Below are 25,775 nucleotides of genomic sequence, written 5' to 3' on the forward strand. Positions count from 1 at the left end.
AATCTGCAATAAGAATAAATAGATATTTTGACTACATCTCAACTTAAATCACTATTGATTTTTTATTTAAATCAAAAAAATCGTTCAACAGCTTATTTGGATTATTTTCATTGGCTAAAATACAGTGCAAATACCCAGAGCAATAACAAAAACAGAATCGCTGTGCAGGATTTCCAGAAAGTGACTGGATGCTTTTCAAGCATAGGGCGTGAAACTGATTTTTTAAATTTGATATCTGGGTGTTTCAGATCATATATAAAGGCTGAAAGTGCTTCATAGCGCTGCTCCGGGCGAATGGAAAGCGCTTTTTTAAAGATTGCGTCCAAGCCATGTGGCAGATCCGGTCGATACTCATAGAGAGGATGATATCGAACCTGCTTTAAGGCCTTTTCGGTCTTGCAGCGCGCGAGGTCCGTCCCATAAGGCAACTGTCGGGTTAATAAATAATAACTCATCACCGCCAGCGAGAACTGATCTGATTTTACTGATGGGGAGCATCCAATAAAATATTCAGGTGCCATAAAGGCCAAGGTTCCCAAAGGAACATCTGCATGTTTGGGATTCAGTTCAACCAGACCTCTGACCGCAGTCGATCCATAATCAATCAGTTTCACTTTCAAGGTATCGGCTGGTTCGAGCAGCATGACATTTTCTGGTCGTACATCCTGGTGCAGCATTTCAAGACGGTGCATGGCATTTAATGCTTTGGCCACCTGCTCAATGATCGGAAGCAACTGCTGTAAAGTTAAAGCAGTTTTATGACGGTGCAGCCATCGGTTTAGGCTTTCCCCTTGTAAATATTCATAACTTTGAAATAAAAACTTCTTGCTGCCCTTATGTGGATAGCATTGCAGCAGATTTTCATGTTTTAAGCGTTTCGATACCCAGTCTTCCAGCTGAAATTGTTCCATCGCTTGCAGGTCATCCTGCACATCGACAGACAAGGTTTTAATGACCAGCTGATTTTGTGTTGCTTCATCATGCGCCAAATAGAGGCTGCTGCGATGATTTTGGTGCAGGATTTTATCAATTCGATAACCTTCAAACAGGTCGCCATGACTCAGCTGTTGCGGAAATAAAACATGGCTCTTGATATGAAAGGATTCCTCATCAGGCAACTGTTCCACTTTAATGATTTGAATGGTGAGATTGTCATCACTGCCCCGTTTAAAGGCTAGCTCGACTATAGACTTGGCAATGATATCCAGATGTTGTTGCTGTTGCAGCATCTCCGATATGAGCTGCATATCAATAAACTCATAGACTCCATCTGTCATCAAGATAAAGAAATCATCTTCACATAATTCAAGCTGCTGATAATCGACGTCGATACGATGGTCGGCACCCAGTGCACGACTTAAATAATGTTCTGTTGATGACAGGCAAATACGGTGATCAGCCGTCAACTGTTCAATGACTTGTGCCTGAATGCGATAAATCCGGCTGTCGCCAGCATGAAAGATATGTGCCCTATTTTGTTTCAAAATCAGTGCACTAAAGGTGCAGACATAACCCTGGTCTTTATCAAAACGCCCGCGGCTCTGCTGGGTTTGTGCATAGAGCCAGGAGTTGGTCGCACGAATGACCCGTGCCGCTGAAGTTTGGGTACTCCATGCATCTGAAGTCGAATAATAATCCGATAGAAAACTGCTGACAGCAGTTTCTGCTGCAATATGACTGACATTGCTGCTGCTGATTCCGTCTGCAATTGCACAGGCAATGCCCTTACTGCTAAGCGCATGGCCTTCCGGAATATAGACCCCATGAAAGTCCTGATTCTGTGCTTTGATTCCAGCGGAAGAATATTGCCCAATGCTGATCTTTAATTTTTTATTCATTTTAAATACTCAAAAAGGGATCGAATTGATCCCTTTAATCTCAAGGCATAAATCATCATGCTCAGATTAGAATTCTTTTTTATCGCCAGTACGTACATGCGTGGTATAGAGCGCCAGACCTGTCAGTGCCAGACCACCCACCAGATTCCCCTGTGCCACCGGTAATTCATTCCACAAGAAATAGTCTGTAATCGAGAAATCACCGCCCATCATCATGGCAAATGGGAACAGGAACATATTCACCACTGAATGTTCAAAGCCCATGGCGAAAAACAGCATGATTGGCATCCACATCGCAATGAATTTGCCGCTGACCGTGGTCGACATCATGGCACCAATTACCCCGAGTGATACCATCCAGTTACACAGCATGCCGCGGATAAAAATTGTCATCCAGCCAGCAAAGCCATATTCGGCATAGCCCAAAGTCCGGTCTTCCCCAATATGGGCAATTTTCACCCCGACCGCGTTCGGTTCAGCTGCGAAGCCCATGGTATAGACTGCGGCCATCAACACTGCCACGGTTAAACATCCGGCAAAGTTACCTAAAAAAACCAGTCCCCAGTTTTTTAAAATACGTGACCACGTTACCCCAGGACGTTTATCTAGCCAGGCTAATGGAGTCAATACAAATACCCCAGTGAGCAGGTCATAGCCCAAGAGATACAACATGCAGAAACCGACTGGAAATAGCAGCGCACCGATCAGTGGCACCCCTGTTTGTACCGCAATCGTCACGGCAAATACTGCTGCCAGTGCCAGAATTGCGCCTGCCATAAACGCACGAATTAAAACATCACGCGTGGCCATATGAAGTTTTGCCTCACCGGCATCGACCACTTTTTTTGCAAACTCTGCAGGAGCAAGATAAGCCATATTTTTATCCCCTTTATATAAATTACTTGCCTGTTTGCAAATAAAAGACGCCTAAGGTCTATTTCAACCCTAGGCGTCTTTGCCTTGCATTATTCAAACAGATCAATTGTGTCATGGCGCCGTTGCCATATTTAATATAGATAAAAGCAAATAGCATGCCATATATTTTAAATGTCTAATGAAAATCATATAAATTATTTTAAAATTTAATCCTAATAATTATATTGGCACAATCTCTGCATTATCTATAACGGTCATTTTTTAAATATAGCTATTGGAGAAGATTATGATTAGCCATCGTCAACAAGTGACAGACATGATTATTTCAGCGAAAGTTTTAAAGTCTATCAAATGGGCAGATGTCGCTGAAGCTATAGGCCTTTCTAAAGAATGGGTGACAGCCGCATGTTTGGGTCAGATGGCTTTTAATAAAGAACAGGCAGAAAAAATTGGTGAAATATTTGGATTGACTGATGAAGCCATCGCCTGGCTGCAAATCGTACCCTATAAAGGTTCTCTGCCAACTAGCGTGCCGACAGATCCGCTGATTTATCGCTGGTATGAGGTGGTCAGCGTCTATGGTATGACCATTAAAGAACTCATCCATGAAGAATTCGGAGATGGGATTATGAGTGCAATTGATTTCAGTATGGATATTCAACGTGAGAATAATCCAAACGGAGATCGGGTGAATGTCGTATTATCCGGAAAGTTTTTACCTTATAAAACTTATTAATCCCCCACTATAAGCATAAAAGCCATTATTAAAATGGCTTTTATTTTATCTGCACTTATTAAATTTATTTAGAATGATTATTAAAAGACATATAATTTTTTCATCTAAAATTAAATTTATAAACTATAAATACTTTTATTTTTATTCGATGAATTCAATCACCCTGTACTTTTTAAATAATACTTTCCCATCCTGAATATTGAGTTCATCATTTTATTATTGAGTTAGTAAAAACAACAAAAAGGATATTGCTACCCTTTTTGTCAATTCATTTTATATCAGGGCGTGTATGTTATTGCTGTACTTCCGCCAGATGACGTTCAGTCACGGCCTGTTCATATAACAGCTGTTCTTTTTCTTTATGTTCGACAGAGAAGCGGATCATCAACACACAACTTGCAGCAATCACCACCAAGCCACCCAGTACCATCAAAGTGGTTTGAATATCCAGCATCCCTTTTAACAGGAACCCCGCAGCCACCGCGCCGACATTGCCACCTGCTCCAATAATACCAGCCACACCACCCAAGGCATCACGGTCGATAAAGGGTACTAGTGCATAGGTTGCACCACATGCCATATGAGTAAACAAGGCAAATATAGTCATCGCCATGATCGCCAAGGTCGCGCTGTTCATTTGCGAAAATAGAATAAGAAACAGACCTTCCAGCATGATCAAGGCAAACAGGACTTTGGTTCGACCATCCAGACCTTTTTGAATCGCGACTTTGTCTGAAACAATACCTCCCAAGGCACGGGCAAACAATGCCAGTAAACCAAAAATCCCGGCTGCCATGCCTGCTTCTTTTAGGCCAAACTGAAAGTTGTCGACAAAGTACAAGGCAATAATATTATGGATAAAAATTTCAATACCAAAACAGGCAGCATAAGCCCCAAATAGAATCCAGACACGGTAGTTACGTGCGGCATGCATTAAGATGGCAAGGCCGCCTTTTTTATCGCTACCGACAGAAATACCTTGCGCACGAAGTTCTTTAAAATTGCCTTGTGGACAGTCTTGGGTGAATTTCCAGTACAGTACACCGACAATTATCATCAGAATGCCCGGCACCAGAAGCGCAATTCTCCATCCCATCGCCTGTTCTACACCGAACATTACCAAAGCAGCCAGCATTAAAGGCATCAGGGCTTGAGTCGCACCGCCACCGGCATTCCCCCAGCCTGCTGTAGTCGCATTTGCCGTTCCCACGACATTCGGCGCAAACATGATACTGGTATGATATTGAGTGATGACAAAACTGGCACCGATGGCGCCAATCAATAAACGGAAAAACAAGAAAGATTCATAACTGTTGGCCGACGCCACACCAAACACCGGAATACTGCCAATAATCAGTAAGGCGGTATAGGTTTTACGCGGACCGTATTTATCACACAATGGCCCTACGATCAGACGCACCAGAATGGTAATGGCGACTGCGGCAATATTGATATTGGCGATCTGCTCTTTGGTCAGGCTGAATTCACCGGCAATCACTGGCATTAACGGTGCACAGGCAAACCACGCAAAGAAACAGACAAAAAAAGCGAGCCAACTCATATGGAAGGCCCGCATCGCTGAACTACTGAAGTTAAATAGACTTATTTTTGTTGCTTTATTGAGACTTGTATTTGAAGACATAGCCATTTCCTTACCAGAACTGAACGTATTTAAGTCACTGTGATGCACAAGGCATATCAGTAACGATCAGAACGGACGTCATTGGCCGTCATACAAATGTAGAGTCTTCTTTGACTTTAATTAGATATATGCATAGGTCATGCCAGATTATTTTTAACATAAAATAAACTATTCTTTTATATAAAATAATTTTTATTTCACTTTCAAATTTAGACTTTTCTTTCTTAAAAATAGAGAGAAAAATAGATATCTTCTGAGAAATTATGAGCAAAACAGCGATAGGATGACCTGCCCGGAGTCATTGCTGGTTTAAATCGGTGCAGGGCTGAATCAAATAATTTTTCCCTTTTCAAAATGCAGCAGTTGTGCCTGTAAATACGCCACTTCATCTACATGATGAGTCACATAAATCATGGGTAAATCTGTTTGATGAATCACAATTTTCAGAAAAGGTAAAATCTGGTTTTTCAGCTTTTGATCCAGTCCATTTAAAGGCTCATCCAAAAGTAATAGGTCGGGAGAAGATAAAAGTGCACGACCGATAGAAACGCGCTGTGCCTGTCCACCAGAAAGCTGATGCGCCCGATGCCGAAGTAGTGGCTTTAATTCGAGTAACTCCACAATGTCTTCAAACGTAAATTTCTGCTGACCTTTATTTTTTATATTTAGCTGTTCTGCATATTTCAAATTCTGCATGACATTCAGATGCGGAAACAGTAGGGCTTGCTGAAAAATCAGGGCAATTTTTCTTTGATGAACAGGAATATTCAGTTTCTGCTGATGATCAAATAATATTTTTTGCTGAAAATGAATAAAGCCTTGTGATGGTTTTAATAGCCCTGCAATATTTTTTAAAAAGGTGCTTTTCCCACTTCCTGAGGCTCCCACAATACCAATCAATTGTGTCTGCATATCCAGACTGGCCTGTAGCTGGAAATTTGCGTAATTAAACTGAAAATCACACTTCAGCATCTTAGCCCTCCAATTTACGTTGATACTTCTGCATGATCCAGTAATTTGCAATCAAGGCTGAAAAAGCCAGAATCAAAGATAAAATGACCAAACGCATAGCCATACTTTCTCCATCAGGCTGTTGTAACAGGCTATAAATGGCGATGGGAATGGTACGGGTTTCTTCTGGAATATTGCCAACAAAGGTAATCGTGGCACCAAATTCTCCCAGACTGCGGCTGAAACATAAAATGCTGCCGATTAAAATTCCAGGCAAAGCCAGAGGCAGGCTAATGCTACAGAATACCCGCCATGGTGTGGCGCCCAAAGATCCTGCCACCTGTTCTAACTGCCGGTTGATCATTTGAAAAGACAAGCGAATTGGTTGAACCATTAAAGAAAATGCCACAATCATTGCTGCCAGTACCGCACCTTTCCAGTTAAATATCAGCTGAATTCCCCATTTATGTAGATATTGCCCCAGCATACCCTGATGACCAAATAGCAGGAGCAGAAGATAGCCCAGTACTACCGGCGGTAGCACCATAGGCATCTGCAATATTGCCTCTACGAGAAATTTGGCCCTGAATTCATAACGCGCCAGTAACCATGCTACGGCGATCGCAAATGGCAGACACACCGCTGTGGCAAAGCCCGCTACTTTGGCTGAAAGCGCTAAGGCACTCAGTTCTTCTGGTGTAAGCATGAGCAGTTAGCCTACCTTAAGCTTAAAACCATATTTCTGGAAAATCTGCCTGGCCCTTGGACTCGTCTGGATAAATTCAGAAAATTGGACTGCTGCCTGATTTTTCTGGCCCTGCCGGGTTAAAGCAATCGGATACACAATCGGACGATGTGTTCTGGCTGGAAACACCCCCGAAATTTTAACTTTTTTACTCATCAAGGCATCAGTTCTATACACAATACCGACCTGACATTCGCCACGTTCTACAAATGCGAGAGTTGAACGGACGCTATCCGTACCGACAATTCTGCCTCGAAGCTGATTCAACCAGCCCAGCCCGGTTAAGCTTTGTTTGGCATATTTTCCAGCAGGCACCGATTCCATTTGTCCGGTACATAAATAACCCTGAAAGGCTTTAGCAAAATTAAAGTCAGCTGACATTTTAAAATGATTTTTTTGCTGAATAGAACTAATCAATACGAGTTCATTCAAAAGCATAGGTCGAATCTGACCGATCTGAATTTTTTGTTTCTTGATCAGATCATTCATCCAGTCTAGGTCTGCAGAGAAAAATAGATCACTGCTCGCTCCCGCCGCAATTTGTTTCGCCAATACCGAAGACGCAGCAAAAACCGGAACGATCTGGATGTCCCGATGCTGTTGCTCATATAGTCTGGAAATATCAGTAATCGCATTGGTCAGGCTGGCTGCGGCATATATTTTAACTGTTTCGGCATACAGCATGGGGCTAGTCAACAGCACGCCAGTGAGTAGAACTTTGAATAAATCCATCTTTCTCATTCTATGTGATTCGAATATTGAGAATTGCGACAGGCATTTCAAATCAGTAAACCTTGTACCACATGCCCGGCTTGGATTTCTGTTGCTGCCGGAATACGTACCAGACAATTGGCCTGCATCAGATTACTCAACATATGCGACTGCTGTTTCGCCAGGCTTTTGAGCTTTAAAGTACCCTGATCAAATTCTGCAGCCATTCTTAAAAAACGTTCACGTGCATCCGCTTTCAAATCATGTGTCATTACCGCACTAAGCCATGCAGGTGACTGCTTTTGCCCTTGTAAGGCATTCAGTAAAGTTGCCGTATAGATTTGCATCCCGACATACACAGCAGCCGGATTTCCCGGCAAACCCAAGAGATAACAGTAACCTTGATCATCTCGACGATACTTGGCAAATAACATCGGTTTTCCGGGCTTCTGCTTCACTTTCCAGAAAATCTGCTCAAAACCCTGCTCCAGGGCAACAGGACGAATGAAATCATAATCACCCACCGAAACCCCGCCTGTGGTCAATATGAAGTCGTATTGGTTTTTAAGACGATGTATTAACGTTTGCAGCTCATACTCATTATCTGAAACATGCAGAATATCTACGTTTTGACCCTGTGATTGAAACCAGGCCTGAATCAGTGGAGCATTGGCGTCAAAGATTTTTCCGGAATTCAGGTCTTCAATGCTGGAAGCGACTTCATCTCCAGTAATCACAACAGCAATTTTAGGATAACGATAGACTGAAACCTGCTTTACGCCTGCCATGCTCAAAGCTGCAATTGCACCTACATGCAGTTTTTGACCTGCATCTGCCAGACGCTGCCCTTGTGCGATTTCCTCGCCTGCATCACGTATATCCGTATGAGGCTTTAGGTCTGTTGTAATAATGATTTGATTGGCATGGCATTTGACAATTTCCTGACGGGCGACCGTTGTAGTTCCTGCTGGAATCCTGGCACCGGTAAAAATCCGGACCGCCTGACCTGGCCGCAGTTCAATTTCAGTACTTTGCCCTGCCCGAATCTCTCCAATGAGTTCAAAAGTGCTGTGAGCACTAACATTTTCTGCACTGCAGAGCGCATAGCCATCTACAGCACTTTGTGAAAACAGCGGCAATGGAATGGCCGAATCAATCGCTTCTGCCAGATAGCGATTCAGAGCCTGAGCCAGCGGCAGGCTTTCAGTTGCCAACATATGCGTCTGCTCAAGTATCATCTGTAGTGCCTGATCAACAGAAATCAGTCCCGGCTCAGCACCGCAGGCTGAATGCGATAGTGTCTGATTCATTGATAACCTCCCGTATGTGGGATATTTTTTTGCACATCAAACAAGTGCACCAACGCTGGAAGTACCGCGATCAGGGATTCTTTTGCACCCTGCCGACTTCCTGGCAGGGTCATCACCAGACTGTTCTCAATATAGCCAGCCACGCCACGGCTTAATGCCGCATAAGGGGTACGTTTTTGCCCAAAACTTCGTGAAGCTTCCATCAAACCGGGAATTTCCCGTTGCAGCAAAGGTTGCAGGGTTTCGACCGTCAGGTCTTTAGGACCCAATCCAGTACCGCCCACAGTTAGAATCAGCGGATACTGATTTTTCTGCTGTTCAATCAGGGTCAAGAGCTGTTCTGGGTTATCGGGAATGACCTGATAACTAATAGAATCAAAATTGGCCTCTTGCAAAATTTCCAGTACGTTTTGTCCGGCAGTGTCCGGCTTTTTGCTTGATGCAACAGTATCGGACAGCACAATAACTGAAGCGGAAAGACTCTCTTTAAGTACGCGGGTAAAATGTGATTTTCCACCTTTTTTCTGCTGCAACCTGCATTGATCCAGCGACAAATCTTCCGGTTCACAATGCGGTTTCAGCATGTCATACAAGGTCAGACCCGCCAGACTGACCGCTGTCAAAGCTTCCATTTCCACACCAGTGGGTCCAATGGTTTCCACGGTAGCAATAATTTCGACATGCGCGTCAAACAGTTCATATTCCACATCGGCACGATAAATCGGCAATGGATGGCAGAGTGGAATCAGCTCATCGGTCCGTTTGGCACCCAGAATGCCTGCAATACGTGCTGTTTTCAGGGCATCCCCTTTTTCGGTATTGCCATTACGCAGCAACTCAATGCAATGTGGCGGTGCATGCAGGATTCCAGTGGCAATTGCTGTACGGTAACTTTCTGCTTTCATCCCTACATTTTTCATGATTCATCCCAGGCTAATTTTTAAAATCTGTTTAAAGTGATTCACCTTATTCATCCTCATTGGACGCATTTAATTAGATGGTGATTGGCAAGCATGTGGTGCTACATGGTGATGCTGACAATGCAGATCTTCTGTATGATGAGAATGATCCGTTTCAGGTCCATGATCTTTTCGGATACAACAGCCTTCCACATACTGGCTGCTACCATCCAGATAAAACTCTTCTTTCCAGACCGGAACCTCATGCTTCACCCGTTCCACAGCCTCCTCACAGGCAGCGAAGGCCTCACGACGATGGGCCGCATAAGCCATAGCAATAATGGCTGTTTCCCCAACCTCCAGCTCACCAATACGGTGTACTACCCGCACATAAGACACCTGGTATTTGATCTGGATCTGCTGTTCAATTTCACGAATCATTTTTTCAGCCACAGGCGCATAGGCGGTATATTTCAGGGCACGCACAGCTTTCCCCTGATGATGGTTACGTACTGTTCCGACAAAGATGCCGATTCCACCACATTCCGGAAAGTGCTGAATACCATCAAAATCCTCCAGACTAAAAGCAGTCTGCTGGATTCGGGCAAATTGTTTTAGTGACTTGAGTTGCATCTCAGCCTCCTGCTACCGGCGATAACAGCACCAGCGTACTGTCCCGATTTAAAACATTCTGTCTGGAAATAATGTCTTCACCGATTGCACAGGCACAACGTTCCAGCATGGGCTGTATATCGGGATAGAGGGATAGCAACTGGTTCAGGACTTCAGAAACATGAATTTCAGACTCGCATTGCAAATTTAAATCTGCGGGAATTTGTCGTTCAATCGCACCGAAGGCTTCTATTTTGATATGAATTAATTTTTGCTGAGTGAGTGACATATTTATCCTCCAATGCTGTGCATACTGATTTTTCGGATCGGCTTTTGTATTGGTGATTGCTGGATCGCATGGAAGCCGGCTTCTTTATGCCAGATATAAGCGTGAAGCTTGTGCTGGAATGTCTGTGTGGCGAAATGATCCAGCGCCAGTTGTTCGATATCTGCCTTAAGGTTCAGGCCTTGTCTGGCAAATAAACAGTTATAAAATTCGCCTTGGGCATTGAGGCGTAGACGATCACAATCACCGCAAAATGAATGGGTAATGGTGGAAATAATCCCCAAAGGCTGCCCATTGACCAGATAACAGCGTGCCGGATTAGCACCTTGACCTTGAGATACCCGGACATCAAATTCGGTTTTCAGTTGATCCAAGATATCTTGCTCACTGATGACATCATACGGATTCCATTTCTGATCGCCATCGAGGGGCATAAACTCAATAAAACGCAGTTCTACAGCCTGATGCTGTGCCCATTTTACGAGAGGAATAATCTGATTGTCATTGATGCCTTTGATGAGCACACTATTTATCTTGACGGACAACCCTGCCTGCTGCGCGGCAGAAATACCTTGAAGTACAGGCTGTAACTGTTTTTGGGTCAGTTGCTGAAACTGCTTTGGATCAAGACTGTCCAGACTGATATTCAGGTCGTCCAGTCCTGCCTGTTTAAGCGGCTGGGCATAATCTTTTAAATAATGGCCATTGCTGGTCATGGAAATACGTTTAAGGCCAAAGGCTTTCAGCGTCTGTAAGCGGGCAATAAAATGAACGATGCCTTGGCGCATCAACGGTTCGCCCCCCGTCACCCGGATCTGCTCAATCCCGTGTCGCACCATAAACTCGCAAAAAGCATACAGGGCTTCAAAACTGAGCAAATCTTTTTTATTCATCCATTCCGGATGTTCAGGCATGCAATAGCTGCATTTGAAATTACAGCGGTCAGTCACTGATATTCGCAACTTACGTTTCTGGCGTCCAAACTGATCCTGAAAGATACTGCGAGATGCTAAAACTTTCATGCTGTTCATTGCTGCGGTCCATGATGAGATCTGCACGGTTATTTAACAGTCTTGATTTACTGCCCTATTTCTTCACAATGAATGAGCAATAAGTGTTCCAACTTTGCACAAATTTATTTTTAAATAATATTAATGGATAATATTTGTTCTTTTTTAGTCCGAAATTTTGTTCGAAAAATAAAAAAAGCAATATTTTGGTGAGCCAGAATATGATGATTCGGCTTTTAGCATTTTAAATGCTAAAGAAAGTTAAGCTGTTGATGCTGCTGTAGCTCGTCAAATGAATTAATGCTGTGGAAAAACAGGGCACGATTTTTAAAACTTGCCCGCTGCATGTGCATGTTAGCAAAACAGAGTTTTAAACTGTGCTGATCATTTTCAAGGTGTTGGATAAGCGTGGGGAAGCTGCTGCGTTTCATCAGACAGAATGGAAACAATGCCTTTTCATTGATTTCAACTACCGCCACTTCAGATAAAGGATGTCGTTGCAAGGCCTGATGTAAACGTGAAATGACCTTTTTGGGGATATAGGTCACATCACAAGGCACGAACAGCACATAATCAGATTCCACATGTGACCAGGCACTCTTCATGCCCATCAATGGTCCCTGAAAGCCGGGTTCATCGTCCTGATAAAAATCAATCGAAGGAATCATCCGTTTATAAATGGAATGATCCCGATGACTATTGACCCAAACTTTGCTTGCCCGGGACTTCAATTGATGATGGATTTTAATGAGCTGGATTTCATCATCAAATTTGTGCAGCAATTTATTGATGCCATTCATGCGCCGCGCTAAACCGCCGGCCAGGATCACCACATCGGTTTCCGGATAAGACACCGTTTTCATCACTCTTCTTTTCATTCTATGCACTCCGTCTGGCAGGCTTTAATCAGGCCTCTAATTTCTGGCAAACACGAACCGCAATTTCCTCCGGCTTTTAGACATGCAGTCACCTGTTTTTCATGCGTGATATTTTTATCTTTAATGGTTTGGATAATTCGGTTCTTGCCAACTTTAAAACAGCTACAGACCAATGGACCTTCACTATTTCCCATCGACATGGCCTGACCTGCCAGCAATGCTTTACGATGCAATGCACTCAGACGTTCACGTCTAAACAGGCTTGCCACCCAGTCACGATCTGGCAATAGTGCCGCCGGTGCGATATAAAAACTGGCAATTAACTGGCCATCCTGAAGAACCACAATATGACTGATGTGCGCCGTTTGATCTTCGAGATTCAGCCATTCAAAGCTTGCATCATTAAAGTTTAAGAGACTCTTGATCTGCCCGGTGATGTCAGAAAACCTGCGCCGGTCTGCCAGTTCATACCGGATGGCCTGAGTGGTTTGAGTTTTGCTCCACCACACCGTATTTTTAATCATGGTCTGGATTTTCTGCTCAAAGCCTTCCCGTACATACAGCACGCCCTGCCACTGGGTATAAAATGGCTGGATCATCACCGGAGTATGCTTAAATTCTGGCTCGCCGGAAATCGGGTCAACCACCGGATTCACCACTTTGCCAATCCGCGCATCGGATGCAAACTGGTCGTTCCAGTGAATCGGTGCAAAAATCTGGCCACGTCGTATATTTTGTGAAAATTGCACACGGAGTACACAACTTCCCCAAGCGGATTTCACCTCGACCAGCTCGGCATCTTTCAGGCCATACTTCAGTGCATCTTGCGGATGCAGCTCGCAATAAGGCTCGGCACGATGCTGGGACAAACTGGCAGATAATCCGGTACGGCTCATGGTGTGCCATTGATCGCGAATGCGTCCAGTATTCAGGATCAGAGGATATTCAGCAGAAATAGCATGTAGCGGATCGGCTGCAACTGTTGGCACCAATCTGGCTTTGCCATCTGCATGGCTAAACTGGCCTTGACTAAATAGTTGATCAACCTGATAAACTTCTTGCTTATCCCAGACTGGCCACTGAATCGGTGTTAGATTCTGATATTCCGCAAAACCGAGATGAGTTAAACCTTGCAGGTTGAAATAGCGAAAATTCGGTGTATCTTCACGTTGCGAAAGCGAACTATTCTGATAGGCAGATAAACGGGCATGTTCCAGAAAAATGTCATGACTGTTGTTAAAGTCAAAACCGCGAAAACCTAAGACCTGAGCCACCCGGGAAATGGCCCACCAGTCTGCTTTAGCTTCACCCGGAGCCGGCAAAAAAGCCTTTTGCCGGGAAATACAGCGCTCCGAATTGGTGACTGTGCCATCTTTTTCGCCCCAACCCAGTGCCGGTAACAGTACATCGGCATATTGCGTGGTATCGGTGTTGAGACAAATATCGGAGACCACCACAAATTCACACTTCTCCAGAGCGCGTTTAACCTGATCTGCATCGGGCAAACTCACGATCGGATTGGTGGCCATAATCCAGATGGCTTTGATTTTCCCGCTTTCCACCGCTTGAAATAAATCGACTGCTTTTAATCCGGGCTGCCGCGCGATGACCGGGCTTTGCCAGAAATCCTGCACCAGTTGCTGATGTTGCGGATTATCCAAATCCAGATGACTGGCCAGCATATTGGCCAGCCCACCGACTTCCCGTCCGCCCATCGCATTCGGCTGTCCGGTCATGGAAAAAGGTGCTGAACCGGGTTTGCCTATTTTTCCTGTTAATAAATGACAGTTGATAATGCTGTTGGCCTTGTCTACTCCTTGAGAGGATTGGTTTACGCCCATGGAAAACAGGCTCATGATTTTTTCGGTCTGGGCAAATTTCTCAAAAAATAAGGTTAATTTTTTAATAGCAATACCAGTACGCTTTGCCACGCTTTCAAGTGATGACTCTGTCAAACTGCTGGCAAGTGCCTGCTCCAGACCTTGAGTATGTTGGGTAACAAAATCCAGATCAGCATGGCCATGTTGCTGAAGATATTGCAACAAGCCATTAAACAGCGCGACATCCTGACCTGGTAAAATCGGCAAGTGTAAATCTGCCGCTTCACAGGTTGCAGTAAAGCGTGGATCAATCACTACCACAAATAAATCCCGCTCTTCTTTAGCTTGCATGATGCGCTGATAAAGCACCGGATGGCACCAGGCGGTATTGGATCCGACCAAGACCACCATTTCTGTCTGCTCAAAATCTGTATAGCTGGCCGGCACCAGATCTTCGCCGAAAGCCCGTTTATGTGCCGCCACAGCAGAAGACATACACAGTCTTGAATTGGTATCAATATTGGCAGTACCCAGATAGCCTTTTACAAACTTGTTCACCACATAATAGTCTTCAGTCAAAAGCTGGCCGGAGACATAAAAGGCGATGCTGTCACGTCCATACTGATCAATACATTGCTGAAATTTATTGGCAATACTTGAAATGGCATGATCCCAAGTGCTTATTTGCCGCTGCTCTTTTCGACCTGTCATCGGATGCAGAAGCCGGGTTTTTAAGCCAAGTGTATCGGCAAGATGACTGCCTTTAATACACAACTTGCCCAAGTTCGCAGGATGCTGAACATCGCCTTCAATCTGAACCTTTTCACCCATCGAGGTTTGGCTTACGTGCGCGATGACACCACAGCCTACTCCACAATAAGGACAGGTCGTCTGAGTGGTTTTTATTTGGGATTCAGTAGAGCTATGTAGTTCCATAACCGGAATACTATTCATTGCTGCTGCGCTCCTTAATCATCCAAATTCACTTGTTTCACCAAATCTCTGATATCTAGCTTTTACAGGTTTGATTTAAATTTTTTCTATGTCTCAAAAGTTTTAATCCTCACCAACCCTCCTTTAATAAAGGAGAGAGGTTCCCCTCTTGTTTAAAGAGGGGTTGGGAGATTGATCCGATTACCCTGCCTTTTTTAATGCAAAATCCCGACCAAAAAGCAGTTTGCTGCGGATATTACTAATCGGTGTCTGATCTGCAATCAGTTCTGCATACCAAGCTCCATCTTCGGTATCGCCAAATAGCACCGCACCAATGACCTTGTCCTGCTGAATGATGATGCGTTTATAGATTTGACGTTTTTCATCATTCAGCACGATATCTTCAAAATCATCCTGAGGTTCAAAATTTCCGGCTGAGAAGACATCACATCCGCTAACCTTGAGTTGGGTCGGAACAGTCGGTGCCTTAAAGGTCAGTCGGCCATGTTCAGCCAGATGCGTCGCGCAGATAAAGGCCTGTCCCCATAATGGCTCAACCAGTCCAAAGGTCTGGCCACGATGCTCAATGCATTCACCCACTGCATAAATACTCGGGTCATAGGTTTGCATGGTGTCATTCACCAGCACCCCACGATTGCAGCGCAGACCAGCCTGTTCAGCCAGGGTTTTATTTGGTCGAATCCCGACGGCGAAGACCACCAAATCGGCATCCAGCACTGTCCCGTCTTTTAGTCGCAGTTGAGTCACGTGACCATCAATACCGAGCAGCTCTTCGGTGTTGGCTTCAGTGATGATTCGGATGCCTTTATCTTCAATTGATTTTTTCAGCATTTGACTGGCTTTCATATCCAGTTGACGATCCATAATACGGTCCATCAGATGCAGCACAGTTACATTCATCCCCTGCTGCTTCAGTCCATAAGCTGCTTCTAGACCCAGCAACCCACCTCCAATCACGACGGCATTTTGCTTGGTTTTGCAGTAATCCAGCATGCGGTTAACATCCTGAATATCCCGGAAGCTAATCACGCCTTCAAGTTCAGCACCCGGAATAGGTGGCATGAAGGGTTTGGAACCAGTGGCGAGAATCAGACGATCATAAGCAACGACTTCGCCTTTTTGGGTGTGGACCTGTTTACGCGAACGGTCGATAGCGATCGCAGCATCTCCAGCAATGAATCGAATGCCTTTTTCAGCATACCAGTCGGCTGAATGCAGCATAATTTCGGCAAAGCTTTTCTCACCAGACAATACCGGTGACAACATGATCCGGTTGTAATTGCCCCATGGCTCTTCCCCAATCACGGTAATGTCATAACGATCTGGCGCCATATCCAGCAAGTCTTCCAGACAACGCATACCCGCCAGTCCATTCCCGATCAGTACCAGTTTTAAGCGCTCTGTGTTTTGACCATTACTGGAAATATAAGTTTTTTGTGGAGTCGGACTCACCAGAACTTTGCCATTTTCAATTCGGGTTGGAAATACCAGTAATTTCTGCTCTTGTTCTTCCAGACAACGACCGGTCACCAGACTGAAATGCTGCTTGTAAATTGGGGATGCGACTACACGCTCACCTTGCAGATCACCCAGAATGCCACGTGCCATGACATTGGCCAGACTAAACGGATCCTGATTGCTGAGTGCATAAACCCGCTGTTCCTGACCCACGCGAAAAATTGCAATCTGCTGATCTTCAATCAGGGCTGCCACACCGGTATTCGGAGTGATCTCATCCAGATTGCAGACTTCGTACCAGTTCAGTTCGTTCATGTCTTTTAAAATTGTCATTTTCATTCTCCCTGACTGTGGTATTTAGGCTTCAACCACTGGAATACGGTTTAAATCACGTTCAGCTTCTGTCTTTGGACGAATCTGGCCACGTACAGGCGCAAACTGAATATGCGGGTCATTCTGCTCGGCTACTTTGGCATTAATAAAAGTCTTAAAGCGTTTGCGCACTTCAGGATCTTCAATCGCAGTGCGCCATTCATCCTGATAAGTGCCAATCACATGCTGCATACGGCTTTCCAGTTCAGCGGCAATGCCGAGCGAATCATGCACAATGACATCTTTCAGATAGTCCAGTCCACCTTCCATATTGTCACGCCACACACTGGTGCGCTGCAGACGGTCTGCTGTCTGGATATAGAACATAAAGAAGCGGTCGATATATTTGATGAGTGTGGGAGTATCCAGATCCGAGGCGAGCAGTTCAGCATGGCGCGGTTTCATGCCGCCATTGCCGCATACATATAGATTCCAGCCTTTTTCCGTGGCAATGACACCGACATCCTTGCTCTGTGCTTCTGCACATTCACGGGTACAGCCGGATACTGCCATTTTGGTTTTATGGGGTGAACGCAGGCCTTTATAACGATTTTCCAGGAAAATCGCCAAGCCGACAGAATCATCGACTCCAAAACGGCACCAGGTACTACCCACACAAGATTTCACCGTACGTAAGGATTTGCCGTAAGCATGTCCGGACTCGAAACCGGCATTAATCAGCTTTTCCCAGATTTCAGGCAGTTGATGTACCTGCGCACCAAACATGTCAATTCGTTGTCCGCCTGTGATTTTGGTATATAGGCCATAATCTTTGGCAATCTGACCGATGGTAATCAGACCATCCGGAGTAATCTCGCCGCCTGCCACACGTGGCACAATCGAATAGGAACCATCTTTCTGGATATTGCCGAGGTAGTAGTCGTTGCTATCCTGCAAACCGGCATGGCTAGGTTTTAGGACAAAGTCATTCCAGCAGGATGCCAGAATATTGGCTACAGTCGGTTTGCAGATATCACAGCCCATCCCATGACCATGTTGCTGGATCAGGTCAGAGAAAGTCTTGATTTCATGCACACGAACCAGGTGATATAGTTCCTGACGTGAATAGGCAAAATGTTCGCACAGGTGATTGTTCACCGTGACACCCTGACGCTGTAATTCAGATTTGAGAACCTGCGTCACCAATGGCGCACAGCCACCGCACGCTGTTGCAGCCTGCGTGCATTTTTTCAGTGCACCCAATGAAGTTGCACCGCCATCAATGGCTGAACAGATATCAGCTTTGGAAACATTATTACAGGAACAGATGGTCGCACTGTCAGGCAACAAATCGATGCCACTGCCACCCGATTTGGAGGTCGACTGATCAAAGCCCGGCATGATCAGGCTTTCCGGTTGTTCCGGTACAGCCAGACCATTCAGCATCATTTGTAGAAGATCGCTATATTCTTTGGCACAGCCCACCAGCACCGCGCCCAGCAGCTTGGTCTTATCTGCTGACACCACGATTTTTTTATAAACCTGCGCGGCTTCATCAGCATAGAAATAGCTCAAAGCACCTGGGGACATGGCATGTGCATCACCAATAGAAGCAACATCCACGCCCATCAGTTTGAGCTTGGTACTCATGTCCGCACCAGCGAATGCATGACTTTCTTGGCCTAGGACATGTTTTGCCGCGATCCGCGCCATGTCATAGCCTGGTGCAACCAGACCATAAATTTTATTGTCCCAAAGTGCACATTCACCAATGGCATAAATGTCCGGATGTGAGGTCTGGCAATAATCATTAATGATGATGCCGCCACGCTCACCAATCAGTAAACCACTTTGGCGCGCCAGTTCATCACGCGGACGAATGCCGGCCGAGAACAGGATGATATCGGTTTCAAGCACCGAACCATCTCCGAACTTCATTACATGCTGAGCGCTGTCACCATCTTCAATACTCGACGTGGCCTTTTGAGTATGCACCTTGACACCCAGGTCTTCAATTTTAGAGCGCAGTACCCGGCCGCCCAGATCATCAATCTGCACCGCCATCAAGCGCGGAGCAAATTCTACAACATGGGTTTCCAGATTCAGATCTCGCAGGGCTTTCGCTGCTTCCAGTCCTAGCAAGCCGCCGCCAATCACCACGCCAGTTTTTGCATTCAGACTGGCTGCGCGAATGGCATCCAGATCTTCAATGGTACGATAAACAAAGCAATTCTGACGGTCATTACCCGGGATTGGCGGTACAAAGGCATAAGAGCCGGTAGCAAGAATCAACTTGTCAAAACTCAGCACATCACCCTGGTTGGTGGTGACGGTTTTATTGAGCTGATCAATTTCAACTGCTTTGGTATTAAGACGCAAATCAATGCCATAGGCATCGGCAAAATCACTACGACACAGACTCAGATCCTTGACCGACTTGCCGCTGAAATATTCAGTCAAATGTACCCGGTCATAAGCTAAATGTGGCTCTTCTGCCAAAATGGTCAGCTCAATGTCATCACCGGCCTGTTCCAGTACAGATTCGATGAATTTATGCCCCACCATGCCATGCCCAATCATGAGAATTTTCATATCTGCACTCCAACTATTGTTTTTTTAAAGATGATAAAAAGCCGCATATCACGTCTAGGCATTGATATGTCTGCTGATTGAATATGTTGTAAATACCGCAACCCAGCGCTTTGTAATGCTGGAGGAAGGGTTGAAACGCTTGTGCGTTTTGTATTGCTGAACAACTGACCATGTCATTTATCCTGTGCTGAACGAAATACCAATCACACTCCTTGAAAGTGCAATTACGATCAGAACGGACATCGTTGGCCGTTGTTAGTATTGAAAGTCATCTTTGACGATTTAATAAATGCAGAAATCGTGCCAACTTTTCCAATAAGAAAACGCCTTATTTCAGGCAGATGATCTACCTAAACGCTTCATTTTGATCAGCCATCAGCTGAAATCCCTAAAGCTATGCACTAAATTGAACAGAAAAATAGAATTTTATGCACCAATTTAATGGCATGTTTTTTGCTTTACTCCTGTTTGAATATTCCTTAGGCCTTACTTGAAAATATTCCATGTCCAAATTACGAATTGCTCTTATTGATGATGATCTGGAGCGCGCCCAATTCATCCAGGAATCCTTACTTTCACATGATTTTCAGGTGGTGGCCTGTTTAATCCTGAATGACCTGAATATGGTACATGTTAAGGGTATTCATGCAGATGTGATCCTGCTGAATATGGATCATCCGCATCGGGATATTATTGAAAGCTGTGTCAGCCAATATGAACTTCCGACCGTGCTGTTTACCCAGAACTCCAATAAAGACACCATCAAAAGTGCGATTGATGCCGGAATCACGGCTTATATTGTCGATGGTATTGATCCCACCAAACTAGAAAGCATTCTGGAAATTTCAATTGAACAGTTTCGCAAGCATAAAAAGCTGCTGAATGATTTAAAAGAAACCCAGGACAAACTGATTGACCGTAAAGATATCGATAAAGCCAAAGCGTTGCTCATCCAGCTGCATGCATTAACGGAAGAGCAAGCTTTTGCTTTATTGCGTAAAAATGCCATGAGTCACCGGATTACCATTGGTGAAATGGCCAGACGCTTACTGGATGCACAGAAGCTGTTATTGGGCCAATAAGGAAAAGCATATGTCCACATTAGAAAAAACTGAACTCAATATTGGCTATATTCCTTTACTTGATTGTGTTGCCATTCTCTGGGCCGAAAAACAGGGGTATTTTGCTGAGCAAGGATTAACCATCAATTTAATCCATGAAGCCTCCTGGTCTAGTTTGCGTGACCGTCTGGCCTATGGCTTTCTGGATGCTGCACATTGCTTGTCTGCCATGCTGCCCGCTGCTGCCCTGGGTACAGACCAGTTACAGGTGGCTTTGCAAACCCCTCTAGTACTGAGCGTGAATCAGGCTTTTATTAGCCTGCGCCAGGATTTGTGCTATGAACTCGGCATCCAGCCTGGGGATGATGAACAGAATACCTCAAAGAAACTGGTACAGGCTTTACAACAGAATCATTCCATCAATCTGGCCTATGTTTATAAATATTCGATTCACCATTACTGTTTAAAAGAATGGCTGGCGCTGACTGATCCACAACTGGCCAAGAATATCCAGCTGATGACCTCTCCACCGCCTTCCATGGTAAAAGGAATCGCGGAACAGGTATTCGATGGCTTTTGCGTGGGAGAACCCTGGAATATTCAGGCCAAACTTGAAGGCTATAGTTTTATCGTCGCGGCAAGCCAGAATGTCATTCCAAAAGTTGCCGATAAAGTCTTGGCCATGACCCAGGAATGGGCAGAACAGCATCCATTTACTGTAGAGGCAGTGGTCAAGGCAGTACAAAAAGCGCAGGATGATTTAAAGCAGCGCAGTGATTTATCAGAAGTATGGGACATGCTGGTAGACTATCAGATTATTCAGTTTGAATGTTCCGCCCAGCGGCATGTCTATGACTTTTACAAGATCAAGAATATCATCCGGAATTTTGTTGGGGAAAGTGCCGAACCGAAAGTCGATGATTTTATCTGGCTCCTGCAGCAGATGCAGAAATGGGAAGATATTGAAATGACCGCAGCCGAGAAAAAACAGCTTGCGCAGCAGTGCATCTATAGCTTGCAAAACCAGCATGCAGACATTATTGGCTAAATGATGCTACTGAAAAAAGAGGCCTGATTTTTCGGGTCTTTTTTATTGAGTCTATTTTCCAGAAAATGATTAAAAATCTCTGCATTCTGATCTAACTTCTTAAATATGATTAAGAGTTGTCTGCTAATTTTTTCTAAAAAATAAATCCTTTTAAGAGTCATTTCATGATTTGGTATGAAATGGCATCCATTTTGCTTATTCAGTATTACGTTTTATAAAATTTGTAATATTGAGGGGCAACACTATGAGTTACGTTGCACGTGAACTCAGTCAAAGAAATAAATTACTGTTTGGCTTGGGGTCTTTTTTAATACCAATTTTAATTTGGTGTGCAGTCAGCTACTTGCCATTTATTTGGCATCCACAAGTCCAGATTACTGATTCCGGTAGTGTTGCCTATTTACAGGTCGAGAGTCGTATTGATAAAGACCAGTTTTTTTCTGCTGCGCAATCTGCAGTAGATCAAGGTCTGGCTCCCCCGCAGGGTATTCTGGTCAACCCGATTTATCTGCCTGCACCGCATCAAGTGGCAATTGCACTGATCACAGCTTTTACCACGGAGCCGGCTCAGGCCAATGCGCCCTGGTTTCATGAAAGCCTGTGGCACAGTATCAAACTGGTATTTACTGCGTTCTTTATTTCTTCCTTGGTTGGTATTCCACTCGGTATTTTATGCGGGTTTTCCAATAAAATTTCCCAGCTGACCGAGCCCTTTGTCGAATTTTTTCGTTATTTGCCTGCTCCGGCCTTTGGTGCACTGGCAGTCGCAATTCTCGGAATCAATGATGCACCCAAAATTGCCATTATTGTGATTGGAACCCTGTTCCAGCAAATCCTGATTATTGCCAATACCACACGTCTGGTGGATCGCAGCCTGATTGAAGCCGGTTTTACTCTGGGCACAAATAAACTCAAAAGTCTGTTACATGTGGTGATTCCTGCCGCCCTGCCTGAAATTTACCGCAATCTGCGTGTGTTGCTGGGCTGGGCATGGACTTACCTGATCGTAGCAGAACTAATCGGCAGTACCTCAGGAATCACATGGTTTATTACCCAGCAAGCCCGCTATCAGAACTTTGATAATGTCTTTGCCGCCATCCTGATTATCGGGGTGATTGGTCTGCTGTGTGATGTGATCTTAATGAAACTGGGACAACGCTTATTTAAATGGAAACCGGGAGCTAACTGATGCAAAACACTGAATTTAATACCCGCGAATACTTTGACAAGATTTATAGCCGTCCGGTGATTCTGGAAGCCAAACAGCTGACCCAATCATTCAGTCATGGCAAAACCGAGCGTACGGTTTTAAATGCCCTTGATTTGAAAATTCATAAGCGGGAGTTCATCTGTGTGATTGGGCCTTCCGGTTGCGGCAAGTCAACCTTTAGCCGTGTAGTCGCCGGTCTGGATCCTTATAGCAGTGGTGAGATTCTGGTGGATGGCCAGCCGATTACCGGCCCAAGTCCAGAGCGTGGCATGGTGTTCCAGGGCTATACCCTGTTTCCATGGAAAACCGTCAAGGAAAATGTCATGTTTGGCCCGTGCATGAAAGGCCAAAGTAGTGCAGCGGCCGAAGCGCAGGCACGTGAATGGATCAATATCATTGGTCTGGAAAAGTATGAAAACCAGTATCCGCATGAGCTGTCTGGCGGGATGAAACAGCGTGTCGCGATTGCCCGGGCTTTGGTCAATGAACCGAAGATCCTGTTGATGGATGAACCCTTTGGAGCACTCGATCCGCATACCCGGCAAAAAATGCAGCGTCATCTGATGGATCTTTGGCAAAATATCGACATCACCATCATTTTTGTCACCCACGATATGGATGAAGCCATTCTTTTGGCCGACCGGATTGTGGCACTGAAAGCCAATCCGGGTGAAATCAAGGAAATCATCGAGGTCGATTTACCTCGTCCACGCCATCCAGACGTCATGCTTAGCCCTGAATTTAAGCAGTTAAGACAGCGTGTCGATTATCTGGTGCATGCTGAAGAAGATGAATTGGATCCGGCACTGGCAGAACTACCGGTCATTCCGCGTATGACCAAGGTTAGCAGCAATAAATAATCTTATCCAAAATACCTTTGGGACGACCCGAAGGTTTGAATCGCTGTGTTGGACGACCAACATTAGAGGTGATTGCCATGCAAGCGCAATATGTACTACCCCTTGTTGATATTTCTAAACTGCAAAGTCCGGATTTAGCCGATCGTATTGAAGTAGCAAATGCTCTGGATCAGGCTTGTAAAGAAGTCGGATTTCTCTATCTACAAGGTAGCCAGTTTAATTTTGATTACGCCAAAGCCCTGATTGAAATGGCCCAGTCCTATTTTTCTCAGGATCTGGACACCAAAATGCAGCACTATATTGGTAAATCAAAAAACCATAGTGGCTATGTGCCGATTGGCGAAGAACAGTTTGCCGGTAACAGTTATGACTTAAAAGAAGCCTATGATGTCAATTATGATTATCAGGGGGTAAGAAAAGACTGTCCTTTACTTGGGCCCACCTTATGGCCAGACCATCCGGATTTCAAGTCTATTGTCAGCCAATACTATAGTCATCTGCGTGAGATCAGCCGGCAGATTTTTTCTGCCTTTGCACTGGCGTTGGGCGTTCGTGAGGACTTTTTTGAAAGCAAAATTACTGATGCACCAAGTCAGCTACGCTTGATTCATTATCCCTATAATCCGGAAGTGCAAGATGCCGAAGGCATTGGCGCACATACCGATTACGAATGCTTTACCTTGCTGTTACCAACCGCGCCCGGCTTACAGGTTTTAAATAAAACCGGCGAATGGATCGACATTCCTCTGATTGAAAATACCCTGGTGATGAATATCGGTGACATGATGGAAATTCTGTCGAATGGTAAATATCTCGCCACCAAGCACCGCGTGAAAAAGGTCTCGGAAGAACGTTATTCATTCCCGCTGTTTTGCGCCTGCAATTATGACACCGTTATTGAACCGGTTATTCACACTGAAAATTCCAAATATTCTGCCCTGATCGGGGGTGAGCATCTGTTTAATCAGACCGCCCAGACCTTTCAATATTTAAAACAGCGCGTCGCTAGCGGTAAGCTGGTCTTAAAAAATGCTGTACCACTTTCCTCTTTTGGACTTGAAGAACAGGCGGAGACAGCATCATGAATCTGTTTGAAGTGATTAAGACTTTAAAGCCCACTATCCCTCAGCCAGAGATTATTCCAGGCTTTTTATACGGTGCTTTCCGGCGTAAAAGTATCAGTTTTTATAATGGCCTGACCGATGAAAATACCATTGTGTACTGGTTCCAGTCGCGCAGTTTTACCATTGATCTTCGTCTAAAAAGCCAGACAGGAACTGCTGTTCAGGAACGCCAAGGCTGGATTGGCAATACACTTTGGGATAACGACAACCATCTATTGTCCTGGGACGTGAAAGACTACGCCAATTACCAGAATCATGTGCAGTGGCCGGAACCAGCCAGGTTACATGCGATTGGCAACTGCATTCTGGAATTTTCTCCAAGCAATGTCTATGTCGAAGACTGGCGCCAGCAGGTACAACACGGTTTATTTTTAGGGCTGCGACTGCAATCTGCGATTGATGTTCAATCTGGTCAGACACTGGAAATGGATGGTGGTCTGATTATTTGTGCTGATCATATTGCTTATGCCCTAACGCGTTTGCCGAAAGTGCAAAGTGCAGTAGCTCAAATGGATTTGAAAGCTGTCGATCTGACCGTGTTTGCCTTGGTGGAAAGTTTTGAGGTTTCTATCGGGGCTGATGGTCAAGCTAAAACTTACAGCACGCGCAGCAGTGAGACAGGCAAAACCTTTAATCTGGAAAATTTTGAAGTTCTCAATGAAAACAGTCTGGTTCAGCACGTGGTTCTCGATGACCATGAAATCGACCTGATTTTTGAGCTGGATATATACCAGCCGGATTACCAATTTCAATATGCGACCCCCACGACTATACAAGCTGAAAGCTGGCTGAAGTCAGAACAGGATCACCTGATGCAGCATGCAGAACGGGTGTTATAGGGA

Annotated in this window: 22 protein-coding genes; 7 read left to right on the forward strand and 15 right to left on the reverse strand. The window is 44.8% G+C overall.

Features of this window, described 5'->3' with window-relative positions:
• Nucleotides 1–107: 107 nt before the first annotated feature.
• Nucleotides 108–1,838 (reverse strand): bifunctional protein-serine/threonine kinase/phosphatase, encoded by a 1,731-nt coding sequence (locus NI468_RS07625; RefSeq protein WP_253101076.1) that lies wholly within the window; start codon nt 1,836–1,838, stop codon nt 108–110.
• A gap of 66 nt (nt 1,839–1,904) precedes the next feature.
• Entirely contained in the window at nt 1,905–2,714 is an 810-nt protein-coding gene (locus NI468_RS07630; protein WP_253101079.1) for a formate/nitrite transporter family protein, read from the reverse strand.
• Between the two features lie 286 nt (nt 2,715–3,000).
• Between NI468_RS07630 and cynS the strand changes: the two genes are divergently transcribed.
• Nucleotides 3,001–3,450 carry a cyanase gene (gene cynS / locus NI468_RS07635; protein WP_253101082.1) on the forward strand — a complete coding sequence of 150 codons (450 nt, stop codon included), beginning with the start codon at nt 3,001–3,003 and terminating at the stop codon, nt 3,448–3,450.
• A 292-nt stretch (nt 3,451–3,742) separates the two neighbouring features.
• Here the strand turns inward: cynS and NI468_RS07640 are convergent, their stop codons facing one another.
• The 13 genes from NI468_RS07640 to nirB all read right to left on the reverse strand — a co-directional run bounded on the left by NI468_RS07640 (nt 3,743) and on the right by nirB (nt 19,630).
• The gene (locus tag NI468_RS07640) at nt 3,743–5,092 is read right to left on the reverse strand and encodes an MFS transporter (RefSeq protein WP_253101085.1); all 1,350 of its coding nucleotides are present in this window, start codon (nt 5,090–5,092) and stop codon (nt 3,743–3,745) included.
• A 330-nt stretch (nt 5,093–5,422) separates the two neighbouring features.
• Entirely contained in the window at nt 5,423–6,064 is a 642-nt protein-coding gene (locus NI468_RS07645; RefSeq protein ID WP_005096928.1) for an ATP-binding cassette domain-containing protein, read from the reverse strand.
• A 1-nt stretch (nt 6,065) separates the two neighbouring features.
• Nucleotides 6,066–6,749: a molybdate ABC transporter permease subunit gene (modB, locus tag NI468_RS07650; RefSeq protein ID WP_253101088.1), complete on the reverse strand. Its 684-nt coding sequence runs from the start codon at nt 6,747–6,749 to the stop codon at nt 6,066–6,068.
• A gap of 6 nt (nt 6,750–6,755) precedes the next feature.
• On the reverse strand, nt 6,756–7,520 hold the full coding sequence (modA, locus tag NI468_RS07655) for a molybdate ABC transporter substrate-binding protein (RefSeq protein WP_005096930.1): 765 nt from the start codon (nt 7,518–7,520) through the stop codon (nt 6,756–6,758).
• Nucleotides 7,521–7,567: 47 nt separating this feature from the next.
• On the reverse strand, nt 7,568–8,809 hold the full coding sequence (locus NI468_RS07660; RefSeq protein ID WP_253101091.1) for a molybdopterin molybdotransferase MoeA: 1,242 nt from the start codon (nt 8,807–8,809) through the stop codon (nt 7,568–7,570).
• Nucleotides 8,806–9,729: a bifunctional molybdenum cofactor biosynthesis protein MoaC/MoaB gene (gene moaCB, locus NI468_RS07665; RefSeq protein ID WP_253101094.1), complete on the reverse strand. Its 924-nt coding sequence runs from the start codon at nt 9,727–9,729 to the stop codon at nt 8,806–8,808. Before moaCB ends, NI468_RS07660 begins: the two co-directional genes overlap by 4 nt.
• Nucleotides 9,730–9,798: 69 nt before the next feature.
• Nucleotides 9,799–10,341, reverse strand: a complete 543-nt coding sequence (locus NI468_RS07670; protein WP_253101097.1) for a molybdenum cofactor biosynthesis protein MoaE — start codon at nt 10,339–10,341, stop codon at nt 9,799–9,801.
• A 1-nt stretch (nt 10,342) separates the two neighbouring features.
• Nucleotides 10,343–10,609, reverse strand: coding sequence for a MoaD/ThiS family protein (locus NI468_RS07675; protein WP_004280351.1), 267 nt, complete (start codon nt 10,607–10,609; stop codon nt 10,343–10,345).
• A 2-nt stretch (nt 10,610–10,611) separates the two neighbouring features.
• Nucleotides 10,612–11,637 carry a GTP 3',8-cyclase MoaA gene (gene moaA, locus NI468_RS07680; protein ID WP_253101101.1) on the reverse strand — a complete coding sequence of 342 codons (1,026 nt, stop codon included), beginning with the start codon at nt 11,635–11,637 and terminating at the stop codon, nt 10,612–10,614.
• 230 nt (nt 11,638–11,867) lie between these two features.
• On the reverse strand, nt 11,868–12,494 hold the full coding sequence (gene mobA / locus NI468_RS07685) for a molybdenum cofactor guanylyltransferase (RefSeq protein WP_253101104.1): 627 nt from the start codon (nt 12,492–12,494) through the stop codon (nt 11,868–11,870).
• Nucleotides 12,491–15,268, reverse strand: a complete 2,778-nt coding sequence (locus tag NI468_RS07690) for a nitrate reductase (RefSeq protein WP_253101107.1) — start codon at nt 15,266–15,268, stop codon at nt 12,491–12,493. The genes mobA and NI468_RS07690 overlap by 4 nt, the downstream gene beginning before the upstream one ends.
• A gap of 180 nt (nt 15,269–15,448) precedes the next feature.
• Nucleotides 15,449–17,059 carry a nitrite reductase small subunit NirD gene (gene nirD / locus NI468_RS07695; RefSeq protein ID WP_004280358.1) on the reverse strand — a complete coding sequence of 537 codons (1,611 nt, stop codon included), beginning with the start codon at nt 17,057–17,059 and terminating at the stop codon, nt 15,449–15,451.
• A 24-nt stretch (nt 17,060–17,083) separates the two neighbouring features.
• Nucleotides 17,084–19,630: a nitrite reductase large subunit NirB gene (gene nirB, locus NI468_RS07700; protein ID WP_253101110.1), complete on the reverse strand. Its 2,547-nt coding sequence runs from the start codon at nt 19,628–19,630 to the stop codon at nt 17,084–17,086.
• Between the two features lie 503 nt (nt 19,631–20,133).
• On the opposite strand from nirB, the gene NI468_RS07705 reads away from it, so the two are divergent.
• The 6 genes from NI468_RS07705 to NI468_RS07730 all read left to right on the forward strand — a co-directional run bounded on the left by NI468_RS07705 (nt 20,134) and on the right by NI468_RS07730 (nt 25,772).
• Nucleotides 20,134–20,712 carry an ANTAR domain-containing response regulator gene (locus NI468_RS07705; protein ID WP_004280362.1) on the forward strand — a complete coding sequence of 193 codons (579 nt, stop codon included), beginning with the start codon at nt 20,134–20,136 and terminating at the stop codon, nt 20,710–20,712.
• Nucleotides 20,713–20,722: 10 nt separating this feature from the next.
• Nucleotides 20,723–21,739 carry a CmpA/NrtA family ABC transporter substrate-binding protein gene (locus NI468_RS07710; RefSeq protein ID WP_253101113.1) on the forward strand — a complete coding sequence of 339 codons (1,017 nt, stop codon included), beginning with the start codon at nt 20,723–20,725 and terminating at the stop codon, nt 21,737–21,739.
• Nucleotides 21,740–21,983: 244 nt separating this feature from the next.
• Complete coding sequence (locus NI468_RS07715; protein ID WP_005100255.1) at nt 21,984–22,928, forward strand: ABC transporter permease; 945 nt, start codon at nt 21,984–21,986, stop codon at nt 22,926–22,928.
• Entirely contained in the window at nt 22,928–23,809 is an 882-nt protein-coding gene (locus NI468_RS07720; protein ID WP_253101116.1) for an ABC transporter ATP-binding protein, read from the forward strand. The genes NI468_RS07715 and NI468_RS07720 overlap by 1 nt, the downstream gene beginning before the upstream one ends.
• A 77-nt stretch (nt 23,810–23,886) precedes the next feature.
• Entirely contained in the window at nt 23,887–24,894 is a 1,008-nt protein-coding gene (locus tag NI468_RS07725) for an isopenicillin N synthase family dioxygenase (RefSeq protein WP_253101119.1), read from the forward strand.
• A complete protein-coding gene (locus tag NI468_RS07730; protein ID WP_253101120.1) occupies nt 24,891–25,772 on the forward strand; it encodes a hypothetical protein in 882 nt (293 codons plus the stop codon). The genes NI468_RS07725 and NI468_RS07730 overlap by 4 nt, the downstream gene beginning before the upstream one ends.
• The last annotated feature ends 3 nt before the right edge of the window (nt 25,773–25,775 follow it).

This window comes from Acinetobacter lwoffii (assembly GCF_024129355.1).
GTDB lineage: Bacteria > Pseudomonadota > Gammaproteobacteria > Pseudomonadales > Moraxellaceae > Acinetobacter > Acinetobacter lwoffii_I.

What these genes read in the sequence shown, in the direction of transcription:
- NI468_RS07625 (WP_253101076.1), bottom strand. Translation starts at nt 1,838, where the DNA reads ATGAATAAAAAATTAAAGATCAGCATTGGGCAATATTCTTCCGCTGGA.
- NI468_RS07630 (WP_253101079.1), bottom strand. Translation starts at nt 2,714, where the DNA reads ATGGCTTATCTTGCTCCTGCAGAGTTTGCAAAAAAAGTGGTCGATGCC.
- cynS (WP_253101082.1), top strand. Translation starts at nt 3,001, where the DNA reads ATGATTAGCCATCGTCAACAAGTGACAGACATGATTATTTCAGCGAAA.
- NI468_RS07640 (WP_253101085.1), bottom strand. Translation starts at nt 5,092, where the DNA reads ATGTCTTCAAATACAAGTCTCAATAAAGCAACAAAAATAAGTCTATTT.
- NI468_RS07645 (WP_005096928.1), bottom strand. Translation starts at nt 6,064, where the DNA reads ATGCTGAAGTGTGATTTTCAGTTTAATTACGCAAATTTCCAGCTACAG.
- modB (WP_253101088.1), bottom strand. Translation starts at nt 6,749, where the DNA reads ATGCTTACACCAGAAGAACTGAGTGCCTTAGCGCTTTCAGCCAAAGTA.
- modA (WP_005096930.1), bottom strand. Translation starts at nt 7,520, where the DNA reads ATGGATTTATTCAAAGTTCTACTCACTGGCGTGCTGTTGACTAGCCCC.
- NI468_RS07660 (WP_253101091.1), bottom strand. Translation starts at nt 8,809, where the DNA reads ATGAATCAGACACTATCGCATTCAGCCTGCGGTGCTGAGCCGGGACTG.
- moaCB (WP_253101094.1), bottom strand. Translation starts at nt 9,729, where the DNA reads ATGAAAAATGTAGGGATGAAAGCAGAAAGTTACCGTACAGCAATTGCC.
- NI468_RS07670 (WP_253101097.1), bottom strand. Translation starts at nt 10,341, where the DNA reads ATGCAACTCAAGTCACTAAAACAATTTGCCCGAATCCAGCAGACTGCT.
- NI468_RS07675 (WP_004280351.1), bottom strand. Translation starts at nt 10,609, where the DNA reads ATGTCACTCACTCAGCAAAAATTAATTCATATCAAAATAGAAGCCTTC.
- moaA (WP_253101101.1), bottom strand. Translation starts at nt 11,637, where the DNA reads ATGAACAGCATGAAAGTTTTAGCATCTCGCAGTATCTTTCAGGATCAG.
- mobA (WP_253101104.1), bottom strand. Translation starts at nt 12,494, where the DNA reads ATGAAAAGAAGAGTGATGAAAACGGTGTCTTATCCGGAAACCGATGTG.
- NI468_RS07690 (WP_253101107.1), bottom strand. Translation starts at nt 15,268, where the DNA reads ATGAATAGTATTCCGGTTATGGAACTACATAGCTCTACTGAATCCCAA.
- nirD (WP_004280358.1), bottom strand. Translation starts at nt 17,059, where the DNA reads ATGACAATTTTAAAAGACATGAACGAACTGAACTGGTACGAAGTCTGC.
- nirB (WP_253101110.1), bottom strand. Translation starts at nt 19,630, where the DNA reads ATGAAAATTCTCATGATTGGGCATGGCATGGTGGGGCATAAATTCATC.
- NI468_RS07705 (WP_004280362.1), top strand. Translation starts at nt 20,134, where the DNA reads ATGTCCAAATTACGAATTGCTCTTATTGATGATGATCTGGAGCGCGCC.
- NI468_RS07710 (WP_253101113.1), top strand. Translation starts at nt 20,723, where the DNA reads ATGTCCACATTAGAAAAAACTGAACTCAATATTGGCTATATTCCTTTA.
- NI468_RS07715 (WP_005100255.1), top strand. Translation starts at nt 21,984, where the DNA reads ATGAGTTACGTTGCACGTGAACTCAGTCAAAGAAATAAATTACTGTTT.
- NI468_RS07720 (WP_253101116.1), top strand. Translation starts at nt 22,928, where the DNA reads ATGCAAAACACTGAATTTAATACCCGCGAATACTTTGACAAGATTTAT.
- NI468_RS07725 (WP_253101119.1), top strand. Translation starts at nt 23,887, where the DNA reads ATGCAAGCGCAATATGTACTACCCCTTGTTGATATTTCTAAACTGCAA.
- NI468_RS07730 (WP_253101120.1), top strand. Translation starts at nt 24,891, where the DNA reads ATGAATCTGTTTGAAGTGATTAAGACTTTAAAGCCCACTATCCCTCAG.